The organism is Nonomuraea sp. NPDC050394 (genome assembly GCF_044459065.1).
In the GTDB taxonomy this organism is placed as follows: domain Bacteria; phylum Actinomycetota; class Actinomycetes; order Streptosporangiales; family Streptosporangiaceae; genus Nonomuraea.
The window spans coordinates 279305-306186 of record NZ_JBITIO010000002.1 but is presented as its reverse complement, the minus strand read 5'-3'; the positions used below and the strand labels follow the sequence as shown (position 1 = coordinate 306186).

At 73.8% G+C, this 26882-nt stretch carries 20 protein-coding genes; 14 read left to right on the top strand and 6 right to left on the bottom strand.

Annotation, left to right across the window (positions count from 1 at the left end):
• Positions 1-7: 7 nt before the first annotated feature.
• A complete protein-coding gene (gene gndA / locus ACIBKY_RS09625) occupies positions 8-1438 on the bottom strand; it encodes an NADP-dependent phosphogluconate dehydrogenase (RefSeq protein ID WP_397095875.1) in 1431 nt (476 codons plus the stop codon).
• A 79-nt stretch (positions 1439-1517) separates the two neighbouring features.
• On the opposite strand from gndA, the gene ACIBKY_RS09620 reads away from it, so the two are divergent.
• The 7 genes from ACIBKY_RS09620 to ACIBKY_RS09590 all read left to right on the top strand — a co-directional run bounded on the left by ACIBKY_RS09620 (position 1518) and on the right by ACIBKY_RS09590 (position 10460).
• The gene (locus tag ACIBKY_RS09620; RefSeq protein WP_397095873.1) at positions 1518-2165 is read left to right on the top strand and encodes an NAD(P)H-binding protein; all 648 of its coding nucleotides are present in this window, start codon (positions 1518-1520) and stop codon (positions 2163-2165) included.
• Between the two features lie 419 nt (positions 2166-2584).
• Positions 2585-5176, top strand: coding sequence for an ATP-dependent Clp protease ATP-binding subunit (locus ACIBKY_RS09615; protein ID WP_397095872.1), 2592 nt, complete (start codon positions 2585-2587; stop codon positions 5174-5176).
• A 327-nt stretch (positions 5177-5503) separates the two neighbouring features.
• A complete protein-coding gene (locus tag ACIBKY_RS09610) occupies positions 5504-6493 on the top strand; it encodes a hypothetical protein (protein ID WP_397095870.1) in 990 nt (329 codons plus the stop codon).
• Between the two features lie 209 nt (positions 6494-6702).
• The gene (locus ACIBKY_RS09605; RefSeq protein WP_379623195.1) at positions 6703-7047 is read left to right on the top strand and encodes an MmcQ/YjbR family DNA-binding protein; all 345 of its coding nucleotides are present in this window, start codon (positions 6703-6705) and stop codon (positions 7045-7047) included.
• A 125-nt stretch (positions 7048-7172) separates the two neighbouring features.
• Positions 7173-7811 carry a GPP34 family phosphoprotein gene (locus tag ACIBKY_RS09600; RefSeq protein ID WP_379623197.1) on the top strand — a complete coding sequence of 213 codons (639 nt, stop codon included), beginning with the start codon at positions 7173-7175 and terminating at the stop codon, positions 7809-7811.
• A gap of 495 nt (positions 7812-8306) precedes the next feature.
• Positions 8307-9779, top strand: coding sequence for an APC family permease (locus ACIBKY_RS09595; protein WP_397095868.1), 1473 nt, complete (start codon positions 8307-8309; stop codon positions 9777-9779).
• Positions 9780-9860: 81 nt separating this feature from the next.
• A complete protein-coding gene (locus ACIBKY_RS09590) occupies positions 9861-10460 on the top strand; it encodes an SAM-dependent methyltransferase (RefSeq protein WP_397095867.1) in 600 nt (199 codons plus the stop codon).
• Between the two features lie 6 nt (positions 10461-10466).
• Here the strand turns inward: ACIBKY_RS09590 and def are convergent, their stop codons facing one another.
• A complete protein-coding gene (def, locus tag ACIBKY_RS09585; RefSeq protein ID WP_379623203.1) occupies positions 10467-10988 on the bottom strand; it encodes a peptide deformylase in 522 nt (173 codons plus the stop codon).
• Positions 10989-11100: 112 nt separating this feature from the next.
• Here def and ACIBKY_RS09580 point away from each other — a divergent pair, with 112 nt between their 5' ends.
• Positions 11101-11886: a class I SAM-dependent methyltransferase gene (locus tag ACIBKY_RS09580; RefSeq protein ID WP_397095866.1), complete on the top strand. Its 786-nt coding sequence runs from the start codon at positions 11101-11103 to the stop codon at positions 11884-11886.
• A gap of 227 nt (positions 11887-12113) precedes the next feature.
• Here ACIBKY_RS09580 and ACIBKY_RS09575 read toward each other — a convergent pair whose 3' ends face one another.
• Positions 12114-12635 (bottom strand): hypothetical protein, encoded by a 522-nt coding sequence (locus ACIBKY_RS09575; RefSeq protein WP_397095864.1) that lies wholly within the window; start codon positions 12633-12635, stop codon positions 12114-12116.
• 53 nt (positions 12636-12688) lie between these two features.
• Here ACIBKY_RS09575 and ACIBKY_RS09570 point away from each other — a divergent pair, with 53 nt between their 5' ends.
• From ACIBKY_RS09570 to ACIBKY_RS09545, 6 genes are read left to right on the top strand one after another with little or no spacing between them, the layout of a single operon-like run.
• The gene (locus tag ACIBKY_RS09570) at positions 12689-13615 is read left to right on the top strand and encodes a GNAT family N-acetyltransferase (protein WP_397095862.1); all 927 of its coding nucleotides are present in this window, start codon (positions 12689-12691) and stop codon (positions 13613-13615) included.
• 45 nt (positions 13616-13660) lie between these two features.
• Complete coding sequence (locus ACIBKY_RS09565) at positions 13661-14491, top strand: DUF4132 domain-containing protein (RefSeq protein ID WP_397095860.1); 831 nt, start codon at positions 13661-13663, stop codon at positions 14489-14491.
• Positions 14484-18968 (top strand): hypothetical protein, encoded by a 4485-nt coding sequence (locus ACIBKY_RS09560; protein ID WP_397095859.1) that lies wholly within the window; start codon positions 14484-14486, stop codon positions 18966-18968. The genes ACIBKY_RS09565 and ACIBKY_RS09560 overlap by 8 nt, the downstream gene beginning before the upstream one ends.
• Positions 18965-20047: an AAA family ATPase gene (locus ACIBKY_RS09555; protein ID WP_397095858.1), complete on the top strand. Its 1083-nt coding sequence runs from the start codon at positions 18965-18967 to the stop codon at positions 20045-20047. Before ACIBKY_RS09560 ends, ACIBKY_RS09555 begins: the two co-directional genes overlap by 4 nt.
• Entirely contained in the window at positions 20044-23547 is a 3504-nt protein-coding gene (locus ACIBKY_RS09550; protein WP_397095856.1) for a DUF5682 family protein, read from the top strand. The genes ACIBKY_RS09555 and ACIBKY_RS09550 overlap by 4 nt, the downstream gene beginning before the upstream one ends.
• Positions 23544-25223 (top strand): hypothetical protein, encoded by a 1680-nt coding sequence (locus ACIBKY_RS09545; RefSeq protein WP_397095854.1) that lies wholly within the window; start codon positions 23544-23546, stop codon positions 25221-25223. The genes ACIBKY_RS09550 and ACIBKY_RS09545 overlap by 4 nt, the downstream gene beginning before the upstream one ends.
• On the opposite strand, the gene ACIBKY_RS09540 is transcribed toward ACIBKY_RS09545, so the two are convergent.
• The 3 genes from ACIBKY_RS09540 to ACIBKY_RS09530 are packed head-to-tail and all read right to left on the bottom strand — an operon-like array spanning position 25220 to position 26882.
• Positions 25220-25951 (bottom strand): DNA polymerase beta superfamily protein, encoded by a 732-nt coding sequence (locus ACIBKY_RS09540; protein ID WP_397095853.1) that lies wholly within the window; start codon positions 25949-25951, stop codon positions 25220-25222. The two genes, ACIBKY_RS09545 and ACIBKY_RS09540, sit on opposite strands and share 4 nt — an antisense overlap.
• On the bottom strand, positions 25948-26586 hold the full coding sequence (locus tag ACIBKY_RS09535) for a DNA polymerase beta superfamily protein (protein ID WP_397095852.1): 639 nt from the start codon (positions 26584-26586) through the stop codon (positions 25948-25950). Before ACIBKY_RS09535 ends, ACIBKY_RS09540 begins: the two co-directional genes overlap by 4 nt.
• Positions 26583-26882, bottom strand: coding sequence for a hypothetical protein (locus ACIBKY_RS09530; protein WP_397095851.1), 300 nt, complete (start codon positions 26880-26882; stop codon positions 26583-26585). Before ACIBKY_RS09530 ends, ACIBKY_RS09535 begins: the two co-directional genes overlap by 4 nt.

Sequence of the window (26882 nt, the reverse complement as noted above, 5' to 3'; positions counted from 1 at the left end):
CTGCGGGTCAGGAGCCGGTGGCGCGCTCCTCGCGGTCGCCGGACCAGTCGGTGTGGAAGGTGCCCTCGCGGTCCACCCGGTGGTAGGTGTGCGCGCCGAAGTAGTCGCGCAGGCCCTGGACGAGCGCGGCGGGCAGCCGGTCGCGGCGCAGCCCGTCGTAGTAGGCCAGCGCGGAGGAGAAGCCCGGGGTGGGCACGCCGATGCGCACCGCGGTCGTGACCACGCGCCGCCACGCGTCCTGCGCGGCGTTGACCACCGCGGCGAACTCGGGGGCCGCCAGCAGCGTGGCCAGGTCCGGGTCGGCGTCGTAGGCGGCGCGGATCCGGTTGAGGAAGCGGGCCCTGATGATGCAGCCGCCGCGCCAGATGGTGGCCATGGCGCCGGGGTCGACGTCCCAGCCGTACTCCTTGGAGGCGGCGGCGATCTGGTCGAAGCCCTGCGCGTAGGCGACGATCTTGGAGGCCAGCAGCGCCTGCCGTACGTCCTCGATGAGCTCGCGGCCTCCCACCCCGGACAGCGCCGGACCTTCGAGCGAGCGGGCGGCGGCGCGCTGCTCCGGGTGGCCGGACAGCGCGCGGGCGAAGACCGCCTCGGCGATGCCGGTCACGGGCACGCCCAGGTCCAGGGCGCTCTGCACGGTCCAGCGGCCGGTGCCCTTCTGCTCGGCCTGGTCCACCACCACGTCCACGAACGGCTTGCCGGTCGCCGCGTCCACCTGGTCGAGCACGTCGGCGGTGATCTCGATGAGGTACGACTCCAGCTCGCCCTTGTTCCACTCGCGGAAGACCTCGGCCAGCTCGGCGGGGGTCGCGCCGAGGGCCTGGCGCAGCAGGTCGTAGGACTCGGCGATGAGCTGCATGTCCGAGTACTCGATGCCGTTGTGCACCATCTTCACGAAATGCCCGGCGCCGTCGGGGCCCACGTGCACCGCACACGGCACGCCGTCCACCTTGGCCGAGATGTCCTGCAGAATCGGCCCGAGCGCCTCCCACGACTCCACGGAACCGCCCGGCATGATCGACGGGCCGTTCAGCGCGCCCTCCTCGCCGCCGGAGATGCCGGTGCCGACGAAGTGGATGCCGCGCTCGCGCAGCGCAGCCTCGCGGCGGCGGGTGTCGGCGAAGTGCGCGTTGCCGCCGTCGACGATCATGTCGCCCGGCTCCATGTGCCCCGCCAGTTCCTCGATCACCGCGTCGGTGCCCGCTCCGGCCTTCACCATGATGATCGCGCGCCGCGGCCGCTTCAGCGACGCGACGAACCCCGCCACGTCGTGCGCGGGAAGGAACGTCCCCTCGCCGCCGAACTCCTTCACGAGGTCGTCGGTACGGCTGGCCGTCCGGTTGTGCACCGCCACCGCGTACCCGTTCCTGGCCAGGTTGCGGGCCAGGTTCCGGCCCATGACCGCGAGGCCCGTGACGCCGATGTCTGCCAAATCCATGTTCAGGCTCCTTTGCCGGTGATACGCACGATCAAGCCCGGGGGTTCGGAGGGATATTCCCCATGCAACCATGAGGCGTATGCGAACCATCATCGCGGGTGGACACGGTCAGATCGCGCTGCGGCTCGCGGCGCTGATGGGCAAGGACGCGGTCGGGCTGGTCCGCAACCCCGGCCACGTCGCCGACGTGGAGGCCGCGGGCGGCGCCGCCCTCGTGTGCGACCTGGAGCACGCGCCGGTGGAGGAGGTGGCCTCGCTCCTCGCGGGCGCGGACGCCGCCGTCTTCGCCGCCGGGGCCGGGCCGAACAGCGGGGCGGCCCGCAAGGACACCGTGGACCGGGGCGCCGCCGTACTGCTGGCTGCGGCCTGCGAGCGGGCGGGCGTGCGGCGGATCGTGCAGATCTCCTCGGTGGGGGCGGGCTCGCCGCCCGACCTGTCACGGGGTGAGGTGTGGGCCGCCTACATCACCGCCAAGACGGCGGCCGAGGACGACCTGCGCGGCCGCGACCTGGACTGGACCATCCTGCGCCCCGGCCGCCTGACCGACACCGGCGGCACGGGCTCGGTCCTGCTGGAGCCGTCGGTGCCGGGCGGCTCCGTGCCGCGGGCCGACGTGGCCGCGGTGGTGGTGGAACTGCTGCGCACGGGGGCGGGTGCGGGGGACGTACTGGAACTGATCTCCGGCCCCACCCCCATCCAGGAAGCCTGCGCCCGCTACACCCACTGACCCCTCCGGCTTACATCCACAGGCACCGGAGACCGCACCCCCACACAAGCACGCGTTGCGCTCACGCGTCGCTGGATCCGACCCACGCGTCGCCCTCCGCCCACCCACGGCCCGCCCCCACCCACGGCCCGCCCGCAGCCCGCAGGCCCCTGCTCTTCGCCCTGCGCGCCGTGGCTTCCTCCACGCGTGTCGCACCCCCACGTGCTGGCCTCTGCCGGAGGACACGCTCACGCGTTGACCCCTCCCGGGGTGGCCGGTTCCGAGGGGTCAACCCCTGGGGGTGGGGTCGCCTCGGACGTTCGCCCGGGGGGCCACGGTGGTTGCTTCTGGGGGCTTCAGGCAGGTTGGGAACTTTGCGGAAACCTGGGGTTGTTTGTCTGGTTTTCCGGTAATGGGCCTCTCCGGAGAGGGGAGAGGTCATGTCGGAAGCATCGCCGTTCGGGTCGTTCTTTGGCAGGGATCCGTTCCGCGGATTCGAGGAGCTCACAGGCCGGGTCTTCGGCGGGATGGACGCGTGGCCGCCCTCCCGTCCCAGCGTCCAGCGCGTGGACGTGGGCAAGCTCCTCAGTCAGTCGGCCCGCGACATGCTGACCGGTGCCCTGGAGATCGCCGCCCGCCGCGGCGCCCACGACCTGGACGTGCTCGACCTGCTCGACGCCGCCTCCCAGGACGACCCGGGCCGCGCGCTGCTGCGGACCGCGGGCGTGGACGCCGACCGCCTGCACGACCGCATCGCCGCCCTCACCAGAGCCGGAGCCGGAGCAGGTGCCGGAGCCGGTGCCGGTGCCGCCGGTCAGCCGCCCGACACGCTGAGCCCGGCCGCGAAGCGGGCCATCCTCGACGCGCAGCGCGTGTCCAGGGCGCTGGGTTCTTCCTACATCGGCCCCGAGCACCTGCTGCTCGCCCTGGCCGCCAACCCGGACTCCAGCGCCGCCCGCCTGCTGGCCGAGCAGGGCGCCTCCGCCAACGAACTGCAGCAGGCCCTCATGTCCGGCGCCGCCCAGCCCGGCCGCCGCACGGAAGGCGCGGCCAGAGCCTCCGGCGAGACGCCCGCCCTCGACGAATACGGCCGCGACCTGACCGAGGAGGCCATGCGGGGCAAGATCGACCCGGTCGTCGGCCGTGAGGACGAGATCGAGCAGGCCATCGAGGTGCTCTCGCGCCGTACCAAGAACAATCCGGTCCTCATCGGCGAGCCGGGCGTCGGCAAGACCGCGATCGTGGAGGGCATCGCCCAGCGCATCGTCAACGGCAGCGTTCCCGACACGCTCAAGGACCGCCGCGTCATCGCCCTGGACCTGACGGGCATGGTCGCGGGCTCGAAGTACCGCGGCGAGTTCGAGGAGCGGATCAAGAAGGTCATCGACGAGGTACGCGAGCACGCCGACGAGACCATCGTCTTCATCGACGAGGTCCACACCCTGGTCGGCGCCGGCTCCGCCGAGGGCGGCATGGACGCGGCCAACATCCTCAAGCCCGCCCTGGCCCGCGGCGAGCTCCACGTCATCGCCGCCACGACCATCGACGAGTACCGCAAGAACATCGAGAAGGACGCGGCGCTCGAACGCCGCTTCCAGCCGATCCTCGTCCCGGAGCCGACGGTCGAGCAGACGGTGGAGATCCTCGCCGGCCTGCGCGACGCCTACGAGGCCCACCACCAGGTCCGCATCACCGACGAGGCGCTGGACGCCGCCGCCACGCTCTCCGACCGCTACATCTCCGACCGGTTCCTGCCGGACAAGGCGATCGACCTCATGGACCAGTCCGCCGCCAGGGTACGGCTGCGCGCCCGCACCCCCGGCGCCGACGTACGCGAGCTGGAGGAACGCCTCGACAGCCTCCACCGGGACAAGGACCAGGCCGTCGCCGGCGACGACTTCGACCGCGCCAAGGAGCTGACCCGCGAGATCGACAAGCTCCGTCCCGAGCTGGAGAACGCCCGCCACGGCGACGACAGCGTCCCCGAGGTGTCGGTCGCCGACATCGCGCAGGTCGTCTCCCGGCGCACCGGCATCCCGGTGGCCCAGCTGACCGAGCAGGAACGCGACAAGCTCATGCGCCTGGAGGAACACCTTCACCAGCGTGTCATCGGCCAGGACGAGGCCGTGGTCGCGATCGCGGAAGCCGTCCGCCGCGCCCGGGCCGGCCTGTCGGACCCGAACCGCCCGATCGGCAGCTTCCTGTTCCTCGGCCCGACCGGCGTGGGCAAGACCGAACTGGCCCGCGCCCTGGCCGACGCGCTGTTCGGCGGCGAGGACCACATGGTCCGCATCGACATGAGCGAGTTCCAGGAGCGCCACACCGTCTCCCGGCTGATCGGCGCCCCGCCCGGATACGTCGGCTACGAGGAGGCCGGGCAGCTGACCGAGGCCGTGCGCCGCCGTCCCCACGGCGTGATCCTGCTCGACGAGATCGAGAAGGCCCACCCCGACGTCATGAACATCCTGCTCCAGATGCTCGACGACGGCCGCCTCACCGACGGGCAGGGCCGTACCGTCGACTTCACCAACACGATCGTCATCATGACCAGCAACATCGGCGCCCAGCTCATCCTCGACTCCACCAGTGATGAGGCCGAGCTGGAAGAGCGCCTCATGGAGCTGCTGCGCCACTCGCTCCGCCCCGAACTCCTCAACCGGATCGACGAGACGATCATCTTCAAGCGCCTGGAGAAGGAGGAACTGCGCCAGATCGTGGACCTCCTCCTGGAAAAGACCCGGCAGCGCCTGAAGGGCCAGGACATCGGCATGGAGGTCACCGACGCGGCCAAGGACTGGCTGGCCGAAAAGGGCTACCAGCCGGAGTTCGGCGCCCGCCCGCTGCGCCGCACGGTCCAGAGGGAACTGGACAACCGCCTGTCCACGATGGTGCTGACCGGCGAGGTGGGAGAGGGCGGCACGGTCAAGGTGGACGCCGGCACCGACGACCGCCTCATGCTCCACGCCACGACCCCGGAACCGGCCGCCACCTCGCAGGAGGTCCCCGAACAAAGCCTGGAATCCTCCGGCTGACCCCACCTCCGGCCCACCGTGCCCCGAGGCGCGGACGGGTTCCGGGCCCGCCGTGCCGCGCGTCCTGCCATCGCGCACCGGGGCACGCGCGGGCGCGTGTCCCGCCGGCGTGTCCGAGGTGTCGGCGGACTTTCGGGTCCGTGTACCCCGGCAGGTCGGGCGGGTGCCGGTGGGGTGCTCTCGCAGGGCTTGTCCCGCGGGTCCGGTCTGTCGCGGCGGGCCGGGGTGTGGATGGGGTGGGGGTGTGGCCGGTGGCTTGGCGGGGTGGGGGAATGGCTGGGCGGCCGGTGGGGTGTGGGTGGATCTGGTAGTTATGGTCGGGTGCGAATGAAGCCCTTGGCCGCGCTCGCGGCAGCCGTACCCCTGGTGGCCGGATGTGCGGCCGGTGCCGCCGGGTCGTCGTCGAGCGCGCGGAGCAGTGCGCACCCCCTCGGATCCGGCACCGCCGGCGGTGCGGAGCGTTCGAACGCGACCGCCTCCAAGACACCTGCCGTGAAGCGGCCCAAGGTTCCCGCGGGCACCACCGCCGGGTACGTCGTGTTCGACCGGACCACGGGGAAGATCGTCGTTCACCAGAACGCGCGCAGGAAGTTCCGGTCGGCCTCGGTGAGCAAGATTCTCATCGCGATCGACTTCCTGGAGACCCACAAGAGCGTCCAGGCGGGCGATGCCCGGCTGTTGCGGATCATGCTGCGGTCCAGCGACGACGGCGCCGCCACCTCGTTCTGGAACCGGGGTGGCAAGGGCGCGATCATCACCCGGATGGCCCGTAAGCTGCGCCTGGCCGACACCACGCCGCCGCCCGCCTCGAAGCCCGGTTTCTGGGGGTATGTGTCGCTGAGCGCGTACGACATCGTCAAGACCTACCGCTACCTCCTCGACACCGCCGACCCGCGCGTGCGCGACCTCGTTCTCGGCCACCTGCGCAAGTCCACGCGGTGCGGCACCGACGGCTTCGACCAGTCGTTCGGCATTCCCGGCGCGATCCCGCGCCCCTGGGCGGTGAAGCAGGGGTGGTCGGGGTTCGGCCTGACGCCGCCGGTCCGGTGCGCGAACACCGCCGCGGCGGCCGAGATCATCCCCGCCTCGGCCGGAGCGCCGGTCGGGGGCGGCCCCATCAGCGTGCTGGCGGCCGGCGCCCGCGGCACGACCGTCCCCGACTACGGCCACCCCGTACTCCACACCACCGGCCTGCTCGGCAAGAACGACCGCCTCATCATGGCCCTGCTGACCGCCCACCCGGCCGCCGGCACCTGGGACGCGTCGGTGAAGCGCATCAACAAGCTCGCCGCCGACCTGTATCGGAGCGTCTCCTGACCGCTCGGTCCTCCGGCTCAGTGGTGACGGCTACCGCCACCCAACCCGCACCGCCGCCCCCGGCGGGCGCCCGTCGAGCGCCGCTCGTGAGGGCTCACGGCGTACTCGCCGCGACGCCGCCCCGTGGGCCGGTTCCCTGGTCAGGGCGTTGCCTGGATGGGACGGGGCGACGGCCGGGAATTGTCGGCAGGTGAGGTTAGGGTCGGGCCGTGATCACTGTTGAGGATGTGCGCCAGGTGGCGTCGCGGTTGCCGCGCTCGTCGGAGCATCTCATCCGGGACCGGGTCAAGTTCCGGGTGGGCAGCATCGTCTACGTGGCCTTCTCCAGGGACGAGACGATCATGGGGTTCGGGTTCCCGAAGGAGGAGCGGGAGGCGCTGGTGGCGGCGGAGCCGGAGAAGTTTCTCATGCCGTCCCAGGGTGACCTGCGCTATCAGTGGGTCCAGGCCCGGATGGCGGCGCTGGAGGTGGACGAGATGCGGGAACTGGTCGTGGAGGCCTGGCGGATGACCGTGCCGAAAAAGGTGTATGCGGAATATCTCGCGACGCAATGAAATAACATTCTAAAACGCGTTGCACCTAATTAAATGGGACTAGCCCGGCGATCATCCGTCTGATAGATATTTCGCTCTGGTCATGTGAGCGGTATCGAATATCGGGCTTCCACAAAGGGTGAATCATGCGGGCGCTAGCCGACGAGCTCTTCCTGGTCGGCTGGGACACCACGAGCACGGGGCGTCCCCGGCTGCATGTCCAGGGAGTCGAACTGGGGCTGGCCGGGGCGCTCATCGGCGAGCTCGTGCTGGCCGGGCGGGTCGGGGTGCGCGGGTCCACGGTGCGGCTGGTCGATCCCAGGCCGGTTCAGGAGGTCGTGGCCGACCGGGTGCTCGCCGACATGGGCAGCATGCCGCAGCACACGGATCTGCGAACCTGGCTCGTGTACCTGTCGCAGCGGGCGGTCGACGACGTGTCCGGGAGAATGATCCTGGCCGGATTCCTGGAACGTGAAGCGCCGAAATTATGGCGGCGCAAGCCCGGCCGTTTTTTCGCCACCGATTTCGGTCCGGCCGCATGGCCCAGAACGCGCCTCCACATGGCGCTCACCCGATGGCAGCCGCTCGACCCGCATGACATGGCACTGGCCTCGCTGGTGGAGGCGTGCGGGATGACGGACGTCGTGGTGGAGGACCCGGCCGAGCGGAAGACCGCCCGGCGTCATCTGACCACCGTCCTGGCCGCGCTGCCGCCGCAGCTGACCGACCTGGCCCGTCACGTCCACGCCGCCGTCGGCGACGCCGTCCTGACCTACCGCACCTGACCGGCCCCCGCCCCATGCCCACTCACCGCCCACCAGGCTGTCCCCGGCGCCCCCGCCCTCCCGAAGGCTCCGGCTCCCCCGAAGGCCCCGGCTTACCGCGAACCCCCCGATCATCCCGAAGGCTCAGATCACCCCGAAGCCTTAGATCACCGGGAACCCCTCGACCACCCCGAAGCCCCGGACCACTGGGAAGCCTTCGATCACCGCGAAGCTCCGGATTGCCGGGACGCCGGGAGTTACCGCCAGGCCGTGGGTCGCCGGGAAGCCCGGGGCTGACGGCCGCCCGTGGGCGTGCCGGGTTACGAGGTCGCGTGGGTGTGCCGGGTCTCGGGGAACGCCCCGCCCGGACACCTCTCGCCCGTGAGCGAACGGCTGAGCGGCGGGCGTACCCGAGAGGAGAAGCCGCCGGAAGAGCAGCCGCCCGCGGCGGGAACTGTCCGCCGTAACCCCCACTGAACCAGCAGCATCCCAACCCCTCCACAAGAAAGGATGCCGATGGAAACCCCCCAGCCAGACCCGATCACCCGCGCTCTGGCCGCCGATCGGCTCGGCGCCCCCTCGGTCGTCTACTTCGTCCTCTCGGCCGCCGCCCCGCTCACCGTCGTGGCCGGCGTGATGACCACCGGCTACAGCGTGACGAAGATCACCGGTCTCCCGGTCGCGTTCCTGGTGGTCGGACTGGTCCTGGCGTTGTTCGCGATCGGCTACGTGGCGATGGCCCGCCACATGGCCAACGCCGGCGCCTTCTACACCTACGTCAGCCGCGGCCTCGGCCGCCCCGCCGGCATCGCCTCGGCCTGGGTGGCGCTGATCGCCTACAACTCCCTCCAGGTCGGCCTCTACGGCGCCTTCGGCGCGGCCGCCACCCCCATCGTCGAACGGTGGTTCGGGACGGCGCCGCCCTGGTGGGTGCTGTCACTGATCGTCTGGGCGCTGGTCGCGGTGCTCGGCGTCATGCGCGTCGACGTGAACGGCCGCCTCCTGGCCATCCTGCTGACCCTGGAAGTGGCGGTCATCCTGCTGTTCGACTTCGCCGACCTGGCCAACCCGGCCCCCGGCGGCCTGTCGCTGGAGACGTTGTCGCCCGGCGCGCTGTTCGTACCGGGCGTGGGGGCGCTGCTGGTGATCGCGACACTGGGGTTCGTCGGGTTCGAGTCGTCGGTGGTGTTCTCCGAGGAGAGCCGCGACCCGCGCCGCACGGTACCCCTCGCCACCTACTCCTCGATCGTCATCATCGCCTGCCTGTACGCCCTGTCGGCCTGGGCCATGACGGTGGCCACCGGGCCGGGCAACATCGTGGCCACGGCCACCAGGGACGGCGCCGAGACGATCTTCGTCCTGGCGGGTTCGCACCTGGGCTCGCTGGTCGTGGACATCGCCCGCGTCCTGTTCGTCACCAGCGTGTTCGCCGCGATGATCTCCTTTCACAACACGACCGCCCGCTACTTCTTCGCGCTGGGCCGCGAGCGCGTGCTGCCCGCCGTCTTCGGCCGCACCCGCCCGCGCAGCGGCGCCCCGCAGGCGGGCTCGATCGCCCAGAGCGTGCTGGGCCTGGTGGTGATCGTCGTCTACGCGGTGCTCGGCCTCAATCCGCTGGTCCAGCTCTTCTTCTACGGCGGCGCGTTCGGCGGGTTCGGCGTCCTGCTGCTGATCTTCACCACCTCGATCGCGATCATCGTGTTCTTCGTGCGCGAGCCGAGCGGGGAGAGCGCGCTGCGCAGGCTCGTCACGCCGGTGCCGGCGGCGGTCCTGCTGGCGGCCATGGTGTGGCTCGGCTGGACGAACATCGACGCGCTGCTCGGTGTGCCGCCCGGCGACCCGCTGACCTGGATCCTGCCGCTGGTGTATGTGGCGGGGACGGTCGTGGGCGTGATCTGGGCGCTGGTGCTGCGCGCCAGGCAGCCCACGGTCTACGCCAGGGTCGGACTCGGCGCCAAGGCCGTCACCGCGCACGAGGCGGCCCGGTGAACGTGCGCCCGGCGCCCTGACGGCAGGGGCGGGCCGGGGCCTCCGGGTCCCGGCCCGCCCGGCGGCGCTAGCATGGCGATCATGGAGGAACCCGACTGGCACGGCTGGCACACCGGCTACGACGCCCCAGGTTCTCCGTTGTGGCGCAGGCTGAGGGTGGTGCGCGCGGCGATCTCCGACGTGCTCGACGCCGGCGCGCGCACCGTGGTCAGCCTCTGTGCCGGCCAGGGCCGCGACCTGCTGCCCGTCCTGGCCGCCCACCCCGGGCGCGCCGGGGTGAGCGCCCGCCTGGTGGAGCTCGACGAGCGCAACGTACGGCTGGCGCGGCAGTCCGCACCCGAAGGCGTCGAGGTCGTCGCGGCCGACGCCGCCCTCACCGACGCCTACGCCGGAGCCGTCCCCGCGGACCTGGTCCTGGTCTGCGGCGTCTTCGGCAACATCACCGACGCGGACGTCCGCCGCACGATCGGCTGCCTGCCGATGTTGTGCGCACCGGGCGCCACCGTGATCTGGACCCGCCACCGCCGCGAGCCCGACCTGGGACCGCGGGTGTGCTCGTGGTTCGCCGAGGAGGGCTTCGAGCTGGAGGGACTCACCCGGGAGGACTTCACGGTCGGCGTCCACCGCTACACCGGGCCGCCCCGGCCGCTGGAGCCGGGCCTGCGGATGTTCACCTTCTGACCCGGCTCAGGTGGTGGTCAGCGACTCCTCGTAGGCCTTGAGCACCTGCTTGCGGCGCTTGGCCGGGAGGCGGTCGATGTAGAGGTGACCGTCGAGGTGGTCGCTCTCGTGCTGCAGGCAGCGGGCCATCAGGCCGGTGCCCTCGACGGTGACGGGGGCGCCGGTGAGGTCCTGGCCGTGGACGGTGGCGACGTCGGCGCGGGGCAGCGGCGCGTACTGGCCGGGGACCGACAGGCAGCCCTCGTCGCCCGGGTCGAGGTTGCGCTCGCCGACCGGAGGGAGTTCGAGCGTGGGGTTGACGACCACGCCCACCTGGCGCTCGCCGTCGGCGTCGGGGCAGTCATAGATGAAGACGCGCAGGCCGACGCCGATCTGGTTGGCGGCCAGTCCCACGCCCTTGGCGGCGTACATGCTGGCGAACATGTCGTCGACCAGCGCGGCCAGTGCCTCGTCGAACCGGGTGACCGGCTCGCAGGGGGTGTGCAGCACCGGATCCCCGACGTACACGATCGGACGGACCTCTCCCACGACGGACGCCCTCCCTAGATGCGAAAGATTCGCAACAAGTGTACGGCACCGCTGGTCTTGCGATATGAGACGGTCTCTTCCAAATCCTGAGATGGCCAATAGGGTGACCCTCATGTACACACATGGACACCACGAGTCCGTCCTGCGCTCCCACCGCTGGCGCACCGCCGAGAACTCGGCCGGATACCTCCTGCCCCACCTCGAACCGCACATGACCCTGCTGGACGTCGGCGCCGGACCCGGCACCATCACCGCCGACCTGGCCACCCGCGTCGCCCGCGTCACCGCCGCCGAGGTCACCGACGAGGCGCTCCAGCTGTCGCGCGACGAGGCGACGGCCAGGGGAGCGGGCAACATCGACTTCGCCGTGGCCGACGTGCACGCGCTGCCGTTCCCCGACGGCACCTTCTGCGTCACGCACGCGCACCAGGTGCTCCAGCACGTGGCCGACCCCGTGGGGGCGCTGCGCGAGATGCGGCGCGTCACCAAGCCGGGCGGCATCGTGGCCGTGCGCGAGAGCGACTACGCCGCGTTCGCGTGGTACCCGGAGCTGCCGGAGCTGGACGAGTGGATGGACGTCTACCAGCGCGCCGCCCGAGCCAACGGCGGCGAACCCGACGCCGGGCGCCGGCTGCTGTCGTGGGCCGGGCGGGCGGGTTTCTCCGACGTGACGACCACCTCGTCCACGTGGTGTTTCTCGACGCCGCAGGACCGGGAGTGGTGGGGCGGGATGTGGGCGGAACGCGTCGTCTCCTCCGCGCTGGCCCACCAGGCCACCTCCACAGGCCTCGCCACGGCGGCGGACCTGGCACGGCTGTCGGAGGGCTGGCGCACCTGGGCGGCCGACGAGGACGGCTGGTTCTCGATCCTCCACGGCGAACTCCTCGCCCGCGCCTGACAAAGCCCGCAGTTCGCTTCTGGCTATTGGGGCAACCTTCGCCGGAGGCCGTGCGTGCAGGCGGGCACGACGGCTGAGGGCGAACCGCGACCCCGGAAGCCGGTCAAGGGCGGAGTCGTCACGGCGAGCACCCCGTGAGCCCTCACGACCGGCGCTCGACAGACCTCGGCCCACGACGGCGAGTCCGGGCCATTCTGCGCGAGCCGTAATGTAAAAAAAGGACGGGGTCAGATGCCGAGAGTGGGCGTACGTTGCCAGCTGGGATCGCGGTAGAGGACCACGTCGGTGCCGTCGAGGAGTTCGTCGGGGGCGGAGATCATGGTGATCTCGCCGATCGACTGGAGCTCCAGGAGCAGGTCACGCACCCGCGGCCCCACCGGAAGGCGGCCCACCGGCAGGTCGAGGCCCGAGCGGATCATGTCGGCGATCTCCGACAGCCGGAACGGCCCGTCGAACCCGGCGATCACCCCCCGCACCGTGCTCATCGTGATCAGCTGCTCCGCCTCGGAGTGCGCCAGCTGCCAGATGATCTGCTCTCTGCGTCCCCCGCTGCCCGCGCAGTTGGTGCAGGGCCGGGTGACGCCGGGCGCCATCGTCTCCTCGCCGGAGCCGAGGCAGCCGGTGCACCGGTCGTTCTCGGCGGCGTGGAGCTCGGCGGGCATCCGGCCGGCGAACGAGGCGCCGCACGAGCAGGCGTAGGCGTCGTCGCCGAGCAGGGCGCCGGGAGTGGGCGAGATCGTGTGGTTCATCGTCGAAGACTCTACTTGCTAGAGTCCCCCGACCTGGAAGTTGTGGAGGAAGTGTGCTCTTTCGCCCCTCGGTTGAGGCTGACCTCGACCGCCTGCTCGCCTGCACCGTCGATGACAGCATCAGCTGGGCCGACCCCGACCGCCTGACCGGCTTTCTGGCCGACGGGCAGTACCGGCATGACCACATCTGGATAGCGGAGCAGGACGGGCGTGTCATGGCCCGCGCCGTCTGGTGGAGCTTCGCCGGCAGCGACAAGCCGATGGCGCTCGACTGCGTCTACGTCGACCCCTCCGTGGAGGACCGCGTGGCGCTCGCCGCCGGCCTGCTCTCCCACGCCCACGAGGTGTACGGCACGCGCCCCGCCTACCACGTGTTCCTCCCGAACGGCTGGCGCGAGCGGCCCGCCGTCGCCGCGGCCATCGCCTGGCGGCAGGAGGCGGCGGCGCGGGCCGGGCTGACGTTCGAGCTGGAGCGGCTGCGCTACGAGTGGACCCCGGACGATCCGATGCCCGCCGCCTCGGGCCGGCTGGTGTTCAGGACCGAGGACGACGACGAGGTGTTCGCCGAGGCGTTCCGGCGGGTCGCCGAAGGCACGCTCGACCACGAGACGCGCGAGGCGCTGGCCACCATGGATCCCATCGAGCAGGCCAGGCAGGACGTCGAGGACTACAAGGCGATGCCGGGCGAGCGTTCGTGGTGGTTGCTGGCCCACACTCCGGGCGGCGACCTGGTGGGCGTCGCGCTGCCGTCGGCCAACAACGGCGGGCCGGTGGTCGGCTACCTGGGTGTGGTGCCCGAGCACCGCGGCCACGGCTACGCCGACGACCTGCTGGCGGAGATCACCAGGTTCCTGGCCGGGCGGGGCGCGCGGCGGATCGCGGCGGACACGGATCTGGGAAACGTGCCGATGGCGCGTTCGTTCGAGCGGCTCGGGTATCGGAACTACTCGATCCGCCTCGTCCTGTCGCCGGCCGGCTAACACGGCAAAACAGGATTGTCGCTGACTTCTGCGAAGATGCCAGCCATGTCGGAAGATTTGACGTGGGTGGAGGCCGGGGGCGGCTACCGGCTGGCCCTCGACGGTGGCACGCTCGTCTGCCAGAACGCCGCCGGCAGGCGGCTCAAATCGGTGCCCAAGGCGGTCAAGGACGGCCCCGCGGCCGAGGAACTGCTCGCGCTGCGCGACCACCTCGCCCGGCACGAGGCCGAGTGCCTGGCCACGGTGGAGTCCTGGATGCTCGGCGGCCACCCCGTCCCGTCCCCCATGATCGCGGCCGTCTGGCCCGATCCGGCCTGGCGCGAGGCTCTCACCGACCTGGTCGTCCTGCGTGACGAGGAGCCGGGGCTGCTCAAGGACGCCGGCCGGGACGGCCGGCTCGGCGTCGTCGACCTCGACGCCGAGACCGCCTGGCTGGAGCCGGGGCCGATCCTGATCCCGCACCCCGTGCTGCTGGCGGACCTGGCCGACCTGCGCGAGTTCGCCGCCGAGCTGGGCGCGGCGCAGCGGGTGCCGCAACTGGCCCGCGAGGTTCACCACAAGGGCGCCGGACTGCCGGACTACGCGGGCGGGCGTTTCTCCGAGCTGCGCCACGCCACCGCCCGCGCCGCCCGCTTCGGCTTCCGGGTGCGCGGCGGCTACGCCGTCTGCCCGGTCGTGGACTCCGGCCGTCCCGTCCAGGCCCGCTACTGGCTGGGCGACGACGGCCCCGACTCCGAGGCGTACACGGGAGACCTGGTCTGGGTCGGCGCCGACGAGCGCCCGCTCGACCCCGCCGACGTCGGCCCGGTCGCCTGGTCGGAAGGCGTGCGCATGGCCGAGCTCATCTACGCGGGAAGGATCACCGACGGTGACTGACGACCTCCTCCTCGACGCCGGGCTCGCCCCGGCCGGGGCCGAAGGCGGCCAGCCCGTCCGGGCCCGCGCCTACGCTCACGCCGCGCTCGGCGAGCGCCCGGTGATCCGCCTCATCGGCGAGACGACCGCGCCGGCCGAAGACCGCGCCATGGCCTTCCTCGGGTACGGCGAGCCGCACGTGAGCCCGCCCCTCGCCACCGGACGCCGCCGCGGCCTCGGCTACCCGGCGTGGGCCCTGGTCAACGACCCGCGCGGCGCCAAGGCGGCGCTGGCCGCCGTGTCCGGCATGGAGCGCGCCGCCCGCCTGGCCGCCGCCCGTCCGGGAGCCGCCGCCGACGCCTACGCGGAACTGGCCGCCACCCTGCCGCGCACGCACCTGCCGAGCTTCTGGGAGCAGGCCGGGCGGACGTTCATCGCGGCCGGGCACGGCGGCCAGGCGGCGGTGATGTTCGGGCGGGCCCGCGAGGCCGAGGCCACCTACGCGCTGCCCGTGGACGAGGCGGCCCGCCGGGCGGTGTTCCTGGAGTACGCCTTCGCCGGGGCCCTGCCGGTCAAGGCGGTCAACGCCTACGTCGTCGAGCTGGCCGGGCGCTACGAGCCGCGCCGCGCCTACGACGAGCTGTTCGAGCTGGCGGTCCGGCGCACGCTGGGCGGCCTGCCGCCGTGGAGCGACCTGCCCAAGCAGCTGCGCAAGCTGGCCAAGGCCGCCAAGCTCGACCCCGCCGCCGAGGACGAACGCCTCATCGCCACCCTGCTCGGCGCCCCGGCGGTGAAGCGGGCCCGCCCGCCGTTCTGGAAGGCCTACCGCGCGACCCTGCTCGCCCAGCCGCGGCAGACGCTGCTGGAGGTCTTCCCCACCGCCGACGGCGTCGACGAATGGTGGCTGGAGCTGCTGCGGGAGTCCGGCGCGCTCGACACCGTCCCGGCCGCGTGGCTGTCGCGCATGGTGGCGCACCTCAAGCGCGGCTGGCGCTCGGAGCCCGGCTCACCGGCGCTGCTCGCCCTGGTGGAGCGGATCGCCGGCCGGCTGGCCGCCGAGGGCGAGCCGGTCCGGCTGGAAGGGGGAGTGGCCTGGCGCACGCGGATGCTCGACCTCGACCTGCTGGACGCGTGCCTGGCCGCCGGGGTCCCCGTCGCCGATCCCGGCAGCGAGTCCGTCGTCCACCTGGGCAGGTGGCTGATGAACGGGCGGATCCGCGACCTGGCCGCCGTCGCCGCCGACCCGCGCTTCGCGCCCCTGCTGGAGCAGGCCGTGGGCAGTCACCGCGAGGCCGAGGAACTGATCGAGATACCGGTGCTGCGGCCGATGGTCCACGCCTGGCTGCTCGACAGGACCCGGCAGGCGGCCACCGGCGGGCTGCTGGACGCGCGCTCCGCGCTCGGCGCTCTGGAGAACGCGCTCACCGGTCCCGTGCTGGCCGCCTTCGACGGGCTGCGCGAGGCGATCGAGGGCATCGACTTCGCGGTGCCGCTGTGCCGTACGCTGCGGGCGGGCGTCTACGACGAGCTGGGCTGGGACGCCTTCGACGCCGCCCTGGAAGAGCTCGGCGAGGACGCGCGCGTCAGCGCGAGCTGGCCCGTGCTCACCGTCTTCACCGCCGCCAAGGCGATCGCCCTCGGTCCGGGCGGCCGGGTCGCCGAGCACGACCTGCGCGTGCCCGCCGGCACGCCTCACCTCGACGTCCTCTACGCCGGCGGCGCCTTCCGCGTCGCCTGGGGCACCAACGAGTCGCGCTCGTTCTACTGGTCGTCGGCGCCCTCGGAGATCCACGAGAAGGACGGCTGGCACTACTTCCACGAGCACCGGGCCGGGCTCGGCTACGCCTTCCTCACCCCCTCGGGCGGGCGCGTCACCGGCCGCAAGGCCCTGCACCCCGGCGACCGGCGGCCCGAGCTCGACGAGACCGGCCGCATGTTCTCCGACGGCGCCACGTTCTGGATCCAGCCCGACGCGTGGCGGCCGGTGCTGCGTGAGCTCGACCCGGCCGCGGGGCAGCTCGGACGGGCCAGCCTGCCGGCGTTCCTGGAGGACGCGCCGCCGCCGCCCGGCGCGCGGTGGCAACTGGACGGCTGCTCGCTCGCCCCGCTGCCCGAGGGACTGGAGCGCACGCCGCTCGGCACCGCGGACGGCATGATCGGCTTCCGCGTCCACGCGGCAGGCGGCCACTACACCTACGCCCGCGCCGACGGCCGAGGCGGCGGCGCGAAGCTGACGGCGACACCCTGGGGACTGCTCGACCTGCCCGGACGCGCGGAGCCCCTGCTGCTCACCGGCACCGGCACCACGGTCGTCCTCGCCGAGGCCGACGGGGCGCTCCACTGGGACGTCACCACCGGCCGCGACCGCTGGAGCACCGCCAAGGGCAGCTCGGACGGCACCGCCCTGGTGCCGTTCCAGGCGTTCTGGCACCACCTGGCGCCGCGTGACCCCGGCGGCTCGGCCGTACTGCGGAATCTCACGGAAGCCGGCGCGCGGGCGCTCATGGACGGCGGCGCGCCACCCGTGACGCACGAGCGGCTGCGGCGCGGCGTGGCCGGGCTGGTGCGGCAGGCGAACGAGCTGGCCACCCGCCGCGACGAACTGCTCGCCAGCGCCGGCGCCACCGCCGGGCTCGTGCCCGGTCTCGACGAGGAGGAGCTCGCCAAGGCGCTGGCCGACCTGGTGAACGCCCAGGGCCTGCTCACCTACCAGGCCGGGCGGCAGATCGCCTTCACGGTCGCGTTCCTGTCCGGCGAGGTCCCGCCCGAGGCGGTCAAGGGCGCCATGCCCGGCAGCTTCCACGACTGGACCGACCTGATCGGCCGCCTCGGCGGCCTGGCCGTGCGCGCGATCTCGCCCGCCACGCCCGCGCCGCGCAGGGCCGCGATCCTCGCCCTGCTGGAGCTGTGGTCCGGTTCGCGGCTGGCCGAGCCCGGCCTGCGCCGCGGCGTCGCCGACGCGCCCGGCCCCACCGGCCACCTGTCGGCAGAAGGCGCCCACCTCACGCTGGACGTCACCCCCAACTGGCCGGGGATCTACCAGGCGCGGCGGCGCAGGTTCATCGAGTACGGCACCGCCCCCCGCGCCGGCGAGGTGCTGGACGTCTCGGCCGAGCTGCCCACCGGCTGGGCCACACCGCGCACGCTCGCCGCCTTCGTGGACCGGCTGCGCGAGCGGGGCCCGGCCGAGCACGACCCCGAAGCCGTCGAGCTCCTGTGCGCCGAGACCGGTCTCGGCCGGCCCGCCGCCGCGCTGCTGCTGGCCGGGCTGCCCGGCCTGGACAGCTGGGGCCGCGACTTCCTCCCCGCCGAGAGCAGGGAGGTACTCGGGCTGAAGCCCGCCGAGGCCGTCGTCGCGCGCGACGAGCTGAAGCCGCTCACCCGGCAAGAACGGCGCGACCTGCTCGACGCCGCCGTCCCCGCCGACCCCTGGGACCAGAAGGCGCTCGCGCGCGGCCTGGCCGAGGCGTGGACCGCCCGCTTCGGACGCCGGCCGCGGGTGCCCGAGGACGCCGTGACCGCCGCCAGGACACTGCCGCTGCGGCTGCCCGCGGCCAGGGCGCTCGGCGCGCTGACCGACCCGTCCTCAGTCGCCGAGCTGAACCGGGACCACGACACCTGGCTGGCGGGGAACCGCTACCACGAGGCGGTCGAGCCCGTCTCCCTGGACGACCTGCTCGCCGACCTCGCGCTGGCGCTGCCGTGGGCGTATGCCACGCTGCCGGGCGGCCACCCCGTCCGCGCGGGCCTGCCCGCCGCCCTCGACCTGGTACGGCGCCGCCTGAACCACCCGGGGCTGCTCCTGCGCGGCGGCCCGATGGAGGCGGACGGCTTCACCGGCGAGCCGTACCGGGGAAAGCTGGACGACGAGGTCACGGCTGTCGACGACGGCCTGACCATCGTCGTGACCCACGGCCAGACGTTCTTCCGCCCCGCCCTCCTCGGCGGCGACGCCCGCTCCCGGCTGCAGCTGTCGCTGGAGACGCCCTGGGACACCAGGACGCCGCCGGCCCGGGTCGTCGAGCTGCTGCGCTCGGACGGCTACACCCGGATGGCCGAACGGACTCCGCTGCTGGAGGCGGGCCGCTGGGAGGCCGACCCCAGGGCCAGTGCACCCGCCGTGCTCGCCGCGGCGGCGGACACGCTCAGCCTGGACGAGGACCCTGCCGTCCTCTACCTGCAACTGCTCACGCTCCTCGAACCCACCGACCGCAACGTCCGCACCTGGAACGACTGGACACCCGCCCGCCACAAGAAGGCCGCCGCCGTCCTGTCCGAACGCGGTCTGGTCATGGCCGCCAAGCGCGAACGCGCGGGCCGCGGGCTCTTCCTGCCCGGCGGCTGGACCAAGGGCAAGGCGCCCGACCTGCCCGCCGAGACGTGGAAGCTGGAGGCGCTGTATCCGCTCACGCTCGGCCGCCGCCTGCCGGAGACGTCGCTGCCCGAGCTGTTCGAGCGGGCGTGGCAGCGCGTGCGCGAGGGGCAGGGCCCCCGATGAGCCTTCAGCCGCAGGTCGAGCCCGCCGAGGTCCGCCACGCCGAGGAGCTGGAGCAGCTGGCCGCCCGCCCCGGTCCCCGCCCGCCCGGCTGGCGGCTGACGCCCTCGGCCGTCGTGGACTTCGTCATGGGCGACGGACGGCGGGTGGCCCGCAAGTTCGTCGGCGAGCGGGCGCTGGTCGAGCGGGCCGTGGTCACGCTCGCCGGAGAACGCGGCCTGCTGCTCGTCGGCGAGCCGGGCACCGCCAAGTCCATGCTGTCGGAACTGCTGGCCGCCGCCGTCAGCGGCGCCAGCGACCGGGTCGTCCAGGGCACCGCGGGCACCACCGAGGAACACCTGCGTTACGGCTGGAACTACCGCCTCCTGCTCGCGGAAGGGGTCAGCGGGCAGGCGCTCGTGCCCTCCCCGATCCTGGCCGCCATGCGCGCGGGGTCCTTGGCCAGGGTCGAGGAGATCACCCGCTGCCTGCCCGAGGTACAGGACGCTCTGGTGTCGGTGCTGTCCGAGCGCCGCATGGCCGTGCCCGAGCTCGGCGCCACCGAGTACGCCGCCCAGGGCTTCAACGTGATCGCCACCGCGAACCTGCGCGACCGGGGCGTCTCCGAGATGAGCGCGGCCCTGAAGCGGCGCTTCAACTTCGAGGTCGTGCCGCCCATCGGGACCCTCGCCGACGAGGTCGCCCTCGTCCGCACCCAGGCCGGCGCCGCCCTCGCCCGCGCCGGGGCCACGCTGGAGGTCGACGACGCGGTCATCGAGGCGCTGGTGACGACCTTCCGCGACCTGCGGCTGGGCACCGCCGAGGAAGGCTGGCCGGTGGAGCGGCCGACCGCGGTGATGAGCACCGCCGAGGCGGTGGCGGTCGCCGGGTCGATGGGATTGCAGGCCGCGTACCTGCCCGTTCCCGACCCGCTGTCGTTGCTGCCCGGATATCTGCTGGGCGTGGTGCGCAAGGACGATCCCGACGATCAGGGCAAGCTGCTGGCGTACTGGGACACGACGGTGCGGCGGCGGGCCGAGAGCGGGCCGCGGTTGTGGCGGCGGCTGTACGAGCTGCGCGACGCGCTGTCCGGTGGGTCGTGAAAGGGCTGGAGGAGCTGGTCGCGGGGCGCTCGCCGTACCTGATCGGGGTTCGTCACCATTCGCCGGTGCTGGCGGCGGCCATGCCGTACCTGCTGGAGGGGGCGCGGCCGCGGGCGGTGCTGGTCGAACTGCCCGGCGAACTGCAGGAGTGGCTGGGCTGGCTCGGCTCGCCCGCCACCACGGCGCCCGTGGCGCTGGCCGTCGCCTCGCAGGAGGGGGAACGGCTGGGTTTCTACCCGTTCGCGGACTTCTCCCCGGAGCTGGCCGCGGTGCGGTGGGCGGTCGGGCGCGGGGTGCCGGTGCACGCCATCGACCTGCTCACCGAGCTGCCCGGCGACAGCCCGGAGGGAACGCTGATGCCCGCCTTGATGCGGCGGATGGACGTGGACGACCACGAGGAGCTGTGGGACCGCCTCGTGGAGACGCCCTCCCACGGGGCGGAACCCGCGCGGATCCGCCGTGCCGCCCTGGCCGTCGGCTGGGCCCTGCGGCAGGACACCGGCACGATCTCCGAGCGGGACCTGGCGAGGGAGGCGTGGATGCGGCGCCGCATCGCCGACATCGGACCGGAGGGCGCGGCCGTGGTCGTCGGCGCCTTCCACGCCCCCGCGCTGACCGCCCCCGCCGCCACGTCCGGCGTTCCTGAGCCCGCCTCGGGGGAGGTGGTGACCGCGCTCGTTCCCTACGGTTTCGAGCTGCTGGACTCCCGCTCCGGCTACCCCGCGGGCATCAAGGACCCGGAATGGCGCCAGGCCGTCTACCTGGCCGGGGGCGATCCCGCCGCCGTGGAGCGGGCCGCCGCTGAGACGATCGCGCGGATCTGCGCGCAGTTGCGCCACGACGGCCACGTGGCGGGCGTCCCCGACGCCAAGGCCGCGTACGGCATGGCCCGCGACCTGGCCGCCCTGCGCGGCCTGCCCGCCCCCGGACGCCGCGAGCTGGTCGAAGCCCTCCAGAGCACCCTGGCCCAGGGCGAACCCCTGGGCCGCGCCCGCGCCGTGGCCCGCGCCGCCGAACGTGTCCTCATCGGCGCCCGCCGCGGCCAGGTCGACCCGGCCGCCCCCCGCTCCGGCCTGCTCACCCATGTCGAGGAGCTCGTCGCCCGCCTTGGCCTGCCGGGACCCGGGCAGCCGGAGGCCGTCCTGCGCCTCGACCCCCACCGCTCACCCCTCGACCAGCGCCGCCACCTCGCGCTCAGCCGCCTGTCCGCGCTGGACGTCGGCTACGCGGACGAACGCCCCATGACCGGCGTCGGCGGCGCCGCCACCCTGGGCCGTGCGTGGACCGTGCGCTGGCGACCCCTGACAGAGGCCACGCTGGAGCGCGCCGCCGTCTACGGCACGGCCCTCGCCCCCGCCGCCGAGGGCCGCCTGCGCCGCGCCGCCCTGACCGGACGCCTCCCCGCGATCGTGGAGAAGGCCGCCGAATGCGGCCTGCCGGAGCTGACCGCCGAGCTGGTGGGCCGCCTCGGCGCGGAGTTCGTCCCCGTGGCAGGCCCCGCGGACCTGGTGGCCTGCCACCGCCTCCTCTGCCGCCTCGCCGCCCTCCCTTCGCCGCCGCCCGGCTGCCGCGAAGCGGCCGAACTCGTCCTGACCGCGGCCGTCGCCTCCGTCGAAGGCCTGTCCGGGATGACCCGCCACGAGGAGGCGGCGCTGCTGGGCGAGCTGGTCCGGCTCGCGCCCGTCCGGAGCCGCTTGACGTGGGCGTTGCGCCGCATGGCCGCCGACGGCACCCCGCTGGCCCAGGGCGCCGCCGCCGCGGCCCTGCTCATCGCGGGCGCCGACACCCCCGCCTCTGTGTCGGTACGCCTCGCCACCTGGGCCGAAGCCGCCTCCCCAGCCCCGTCATCGGATCCAGACCCGCCGCCGGACCCGGAGCCGTCCACTGACCCAGATCTGTCGCCGGACCCGGAGCCGCCCGCTGACCCTGATCTGTCGCCGGACCCGGGGCCGCCCGCTTACCGGCCGCCCCGTCCGCCTGCCGGGACCGGGAGCGAGGCGGCGGCCGGCGCCGGGGTGATGGCGGCGGGGCGGGTGGCCGGGGTGGTGCTGGTGGCGGGGGCGATGCTGGAGGCGTCGGCGGACCTGCTCGCCCCGCTGGCCGAACGGGTCGAGACCTGGGACGACGCCGGGTTCCTCGCCCGGCTGCCCGCGCTCCGTGACGGGTTCGAGGCGTTGTCTCCCGCCTCCCGCCGGCGCCTGCTCGACAGCCTCGGGCTGGACGCCGGCGTGACCCTCCACGCTCCGGCCGGGGACCTCGCCGCCTGGGCCGCGGCCGACGAGGCGGGGCGGCTGGCCGTACTGGAGCTGGATCCGACGGCCCTGGACGGCGCGGCCGGTGCGGCGGCGGACGGCGCGCCCCCCGTGATGGTCGCGCGGGACGGGGCGGTCGCGCGGGACGGGGCGGGTCACACGCGGCGGATCGGGCGGGCCGACCGGTGGCGGATGGTGCTGGGGCGTGAGGCCGACCGGCTGGACCCCGCGGCCAGGGCGGTCGCGCGGGCGCTGGATGACCTGTACGGGGCGGGAACGGGGGAGGGGGCCGACGCGGGTGGCGGCGGGCGGCCGTATCCGTCCGCCCGGGAGTGGGTGGAGGAGCTGGAGGCGCTGTTCGGGGCCCGGGTACGCGAGGAGGTCGTGGGACGGGCGGCGGCGCGCGGGCGGGTAGACGCGCTCCTGGCCCTGGACCCGGAGCGGGTCAGCGCGGACGTCGGCCTGCTCGAAGGCATGCTGGCCCTGGCCGGGGCGCTTCCCGAGGCGCGGCTGGCCAGGTTGCGCCCGCTGGTGGCGCGGATGGTGGCCGAGCTGACCGAGAAGCTGGCCCGGCGCATGCGGCCCGCGCTCACCGGCCTGACCACGCCGCGGCCCACCTCGCGGCCGGGCGGGCCCATCGACCTGCGCCGTACCCTGCGGCGCAACCTCCACACCGCCCGGCTCACCGAACGGGGGCCGGAGGTGGTGGTGGAGCGGCCGGTGTTCAGGACCCGGGCACGGCGTGGCGCCGACTGGCACCTGCACCTGTGCGTGGACGTGTCGGGCTCCATGGAACGCTCGACCATCTACGCCGCGCTGGCCGCCGCCGTGCTGCACGGGGTTCCGGCGCTGAGCGTACGCTTCATCACGTTCTCCACCGAGGTCGCGGACCTGTCCGACCGGGTGGCCGACCCGCTGTCGCTGCTGCTGGAGGTGTCCGTGGGCGGCGGCACCGCCATCGGCACGGCACTGCGCTACACCCGCGAACGCCTCACCATCCCCCGCCGCAGCATCGTCGCCGTGGTGAGCGACTTCGACGAGGGGGTGTCGGTGGGCCGCCTGCTGGCCGAGGTACGCGCGCTGGCCGGGACCGGAGCCCACACCCTCGGCCTGGCCGCCCTGGACGACCAGGGCAAACCGATCTACAACCGGGCCGTCGCCGAGCAGGTGGCGGCCGCGGGAATGCCGGTGGCGGCGCTGTCCCCGTCCGAGCTGGCCGGCTGGATCGCCGAACGGGTGCGCGGATGAGGCCGCAGGTGATGCCCGCGGTCCTGGCCGACGCCCTCGCCGCCGCCCCCGCCCGCGTCACCCGGCGCCTCGACGCCGCGCCCGGCGCGGCGGAGGACTGGCAGTGGCGTCCCGAAGGCGCCGAACTGCACGTCGGCACCGGCCAGGAGACGGTACGGCTGCCGCGCGACGGCGTGCTCACCGACCTCGCCCAGATCACCTGCACCTGCCTGCTCACCCCACGCTGCCTGCACGCCCTCTCGGTCCTGAGCGTCCTGCCCCTGGCCGTCCCCTCGTCGCCACAGACCCCCGAGAGCCCCGAGAGCACCGAGAGCGGCGAGAGCACTGAGAGCGCCGGGAACGGCGAGAGGCCCGACCCTGACGCCCCGCAAGAGCCGAGCCTTCCGGACGGCGGCCAGGCGCGTCCGGCGCCTCCCGCGTCCGGCGGACCGGCCGCGATGGCGTGGGAGGCCGGGGCCGAGGTGCTCGCCGCCGGGGTGGCGCACGCGGGCGCGGCGGCCAGGGAACGGCTGCTGCGGGCGGCCCACGCCTGTGCCGAGGCGCGCCTGTACGGCCTGGCCCGGCCGGCCACCGCCGTGGCCCAGGGCGTTCATGACGTGCGGGCCGGGCGGCCCGAGTTCGAGCTGGCAGCCTACGCGCGGGACCTGGCCGAACTGCTCACCACGGCCTGGCGGGCCAACGAAGCGGGCGGCCAGGGCGGCAGGCGCCGCTACGAGCCGTTGCCACCTTTGATCCTTCAGGGGTTGTTCAGCGAACCCGTCGTCACGGCCTCCGGCTACGCGGGCGTGGTGACATGGCTGGCCGACGAGGCGGGACGGCTGTACAGCGTCGCCGACGTGGCGCCGGGCGGCGTGGAGCGGGTGGGAGCCGCCTACCGGGCGGCGGTCCGTTTCGGCGGGCTGGCCCTGTCGCCCGAACGGCTGGGCCGCAGCCGCGTCTTCGCCCAGAACGCCGCCGCCGGCCCCGACGGCAGGCTGAGCAGTACCAAGGAGACCAAGGCCGCGATCCACGGCGACTGCGCGTGGACCGGCCCCCTGTGGACGGAACCCCCGGCCGGCCAGCTGGCCGGGGCGTTGCGCGGCGAGCGCGACGGCCTGATGTTCCTGCGGGCCGAACTGGCGGGCCGTGAGCTGCGCACCGGCGCGGGCATTCTGACCGCCGTCGGCGCCACTCCCGCCGCCGAAGCCAACCTCCGCAAACTCGCCCCCGCACGTGAGCGCGAGGTCATCGTGCGGGTGGTGCCCGATCGGCCGGGCGTGGTCACCGTCCTGGCCGCCGACCGGCACGACCTGCCCTTCGCCGACCTGCCCGGCCCGTCAGGCCCGCCGCTCCCGCCCAAGCCCGGCGGGCGCGCCACCCCTCTCACCCCGCTCCATCGCGTCCTGCACCGGATGGCCATGGGCGGAAGGGCGACGGCGGGACCCACGGCGGACGCCACGATCGCCGCCACCGCCGCCCGGCTGCGCCGCGACCAGCTGCCCACCGCGGCCGCCCTCCTGGAGCTCCTGGCCCGCCGGGCCGCCGCCGTCCGGCGTACCGTGACGGGCGAGTCGCTGCCGGAGCCGCCCCACGAACTGGCCCGCGTCTGGTCGGCCGCCATGACGTACGCCGGGCGCGCCGATGAGGAGCTCACCCTCCGCCTCTGGCGCGCGGCGCTGGAGCCGGGACCCGGTTAGGCGAGGCGGCGGCGGATCACCAGGTCGTTCAGGGCGTCGTGGGCGGTGGCGGTCTCGGGCAGGGAGGAGGCGGCCTGGGCCTCCCGCAGGGCCGCGGTCATCCGGGTCACTTCCGCCGCCACGCCCTCGATCACCGGCGCCGCCCCGTGCTCGGCCTCCCGCTTCGCCTCCACCAGCTCCGGCAGGTACGCCGGGCCGTACCCGGACAGCAGGGTGAGGTCGGCCACCAGCTCGCCCGTGCGCATCAGGTGGGTGCCGGTCGCCAGCACCCGGAACGTGTACAGCAGCGGCTTGAGCTCGCCGGTCTTCTCGAACAGGCGCCACTGGGTGCGGGCGAAGCCGAGATAGTGGTGGGCGTGGTGGCGGGTCAGGCAGCCGGGCGCGAGCGCGGCGAGCTCCGCGTGCGCCGGCGAGGTGGCCACGACCAGCGGCGACAGCAACTGCTCCAGCACGTAGCCGTTGCGGTTGAGCAGCAGCCGGCAGAACTTGGCCAGGTCGTGCGTCACCAGGTCCACCTCGACCGACTCGCGCGTCCACGTGCGGTCGAGCGTCTCCGGGCCGGTGCGCAGGCCGACGACCTCGCGCGGCGGAAGCACGTGCGCGCCGCGCAGGTCCACGTCGGAGTCGCGGGAGGGAAAGCCGTACAGGTGCGCGCCGCTCACGGTCGCGAACACCAGCGGGTACGGCTGCTCGCCCGGGATCTCGGGCAGCCAGCCGGGCAGGTTCACAGGTGGGCCCTCCTGACGTCCAGCAGGAACTCCTCGACGGCGGCGCGGTCCGGGGCCGCCGGGAGAACGCTCACCGCGGACCCCAGCTCGGCCGCCAGGCTCGCCCGCCACGCGGCCACCTCCTCCCACGGGACCTCGCCGCGCTTGACGGCCAGCAGCCGCGCGCGCTCCGGGCCGACGCCGATCTCGAGGTCGCCGTGCCGTACGAGATGAAGACCGCAGCGCATGAGGCGGATCATGTGCATGGCCTGCTTCCACTTGGGCGCGGCCGGATCCAGGCGGTGGAACTGGGCGTCGGCGTACCCGCAGAAGGTCTGCCGGGCACGCTCGGACAGGAACGCGCGGCGCAGCCCGAGCAGCCGCTCACCGAACGGGGTGCTCAGCTCGACCAGCGGCGACCACAGGCACTCCAGCACGGTCGGGTTGGCCTCCAGGGCCAGGCGGCAGAAGCGCTCCACCTCCCAGGAGAACTGCTCGGGCAGCGGCCCGTCCCGGTGGGTGGCCGGCTTGTCCAGGCGCCAGAACGCCGGCGTCGGCGCCACGAACACGCCCCTGCGGTCGGTGTCGGAGGCGCCGGTGTCCAGGCCGTAGGCGCGCGAGCCCACGACGACGGACAGGATCAGGTCGTCGTTCACGGCGCCAGCCCGCTCAGCAGGTCGGCGGCCTCCAGGCGGCGTCCGCCGCGGCGGTCCGGGTAGAGGGCGTGGACGTCGGCGTCGCCGTCCAGGTCGACGTCGCCGCGGACCAGCATCGCGAGCCCGGCGCCGTCCGGCCGGCCCTCGGGCGCGTCGGCGCGGGCCGACAGGCGCGCGGCGAAGGCGGCGACCGGCTCGCCGGTGCGGCGCTCGTAGCGGACGACCGCGCCGTCGCGCCGGCGCACCAGCACCTCCCGTGCGCGTCCCGCCGCGTGCCGGCACGCCAGCTCCCCCAT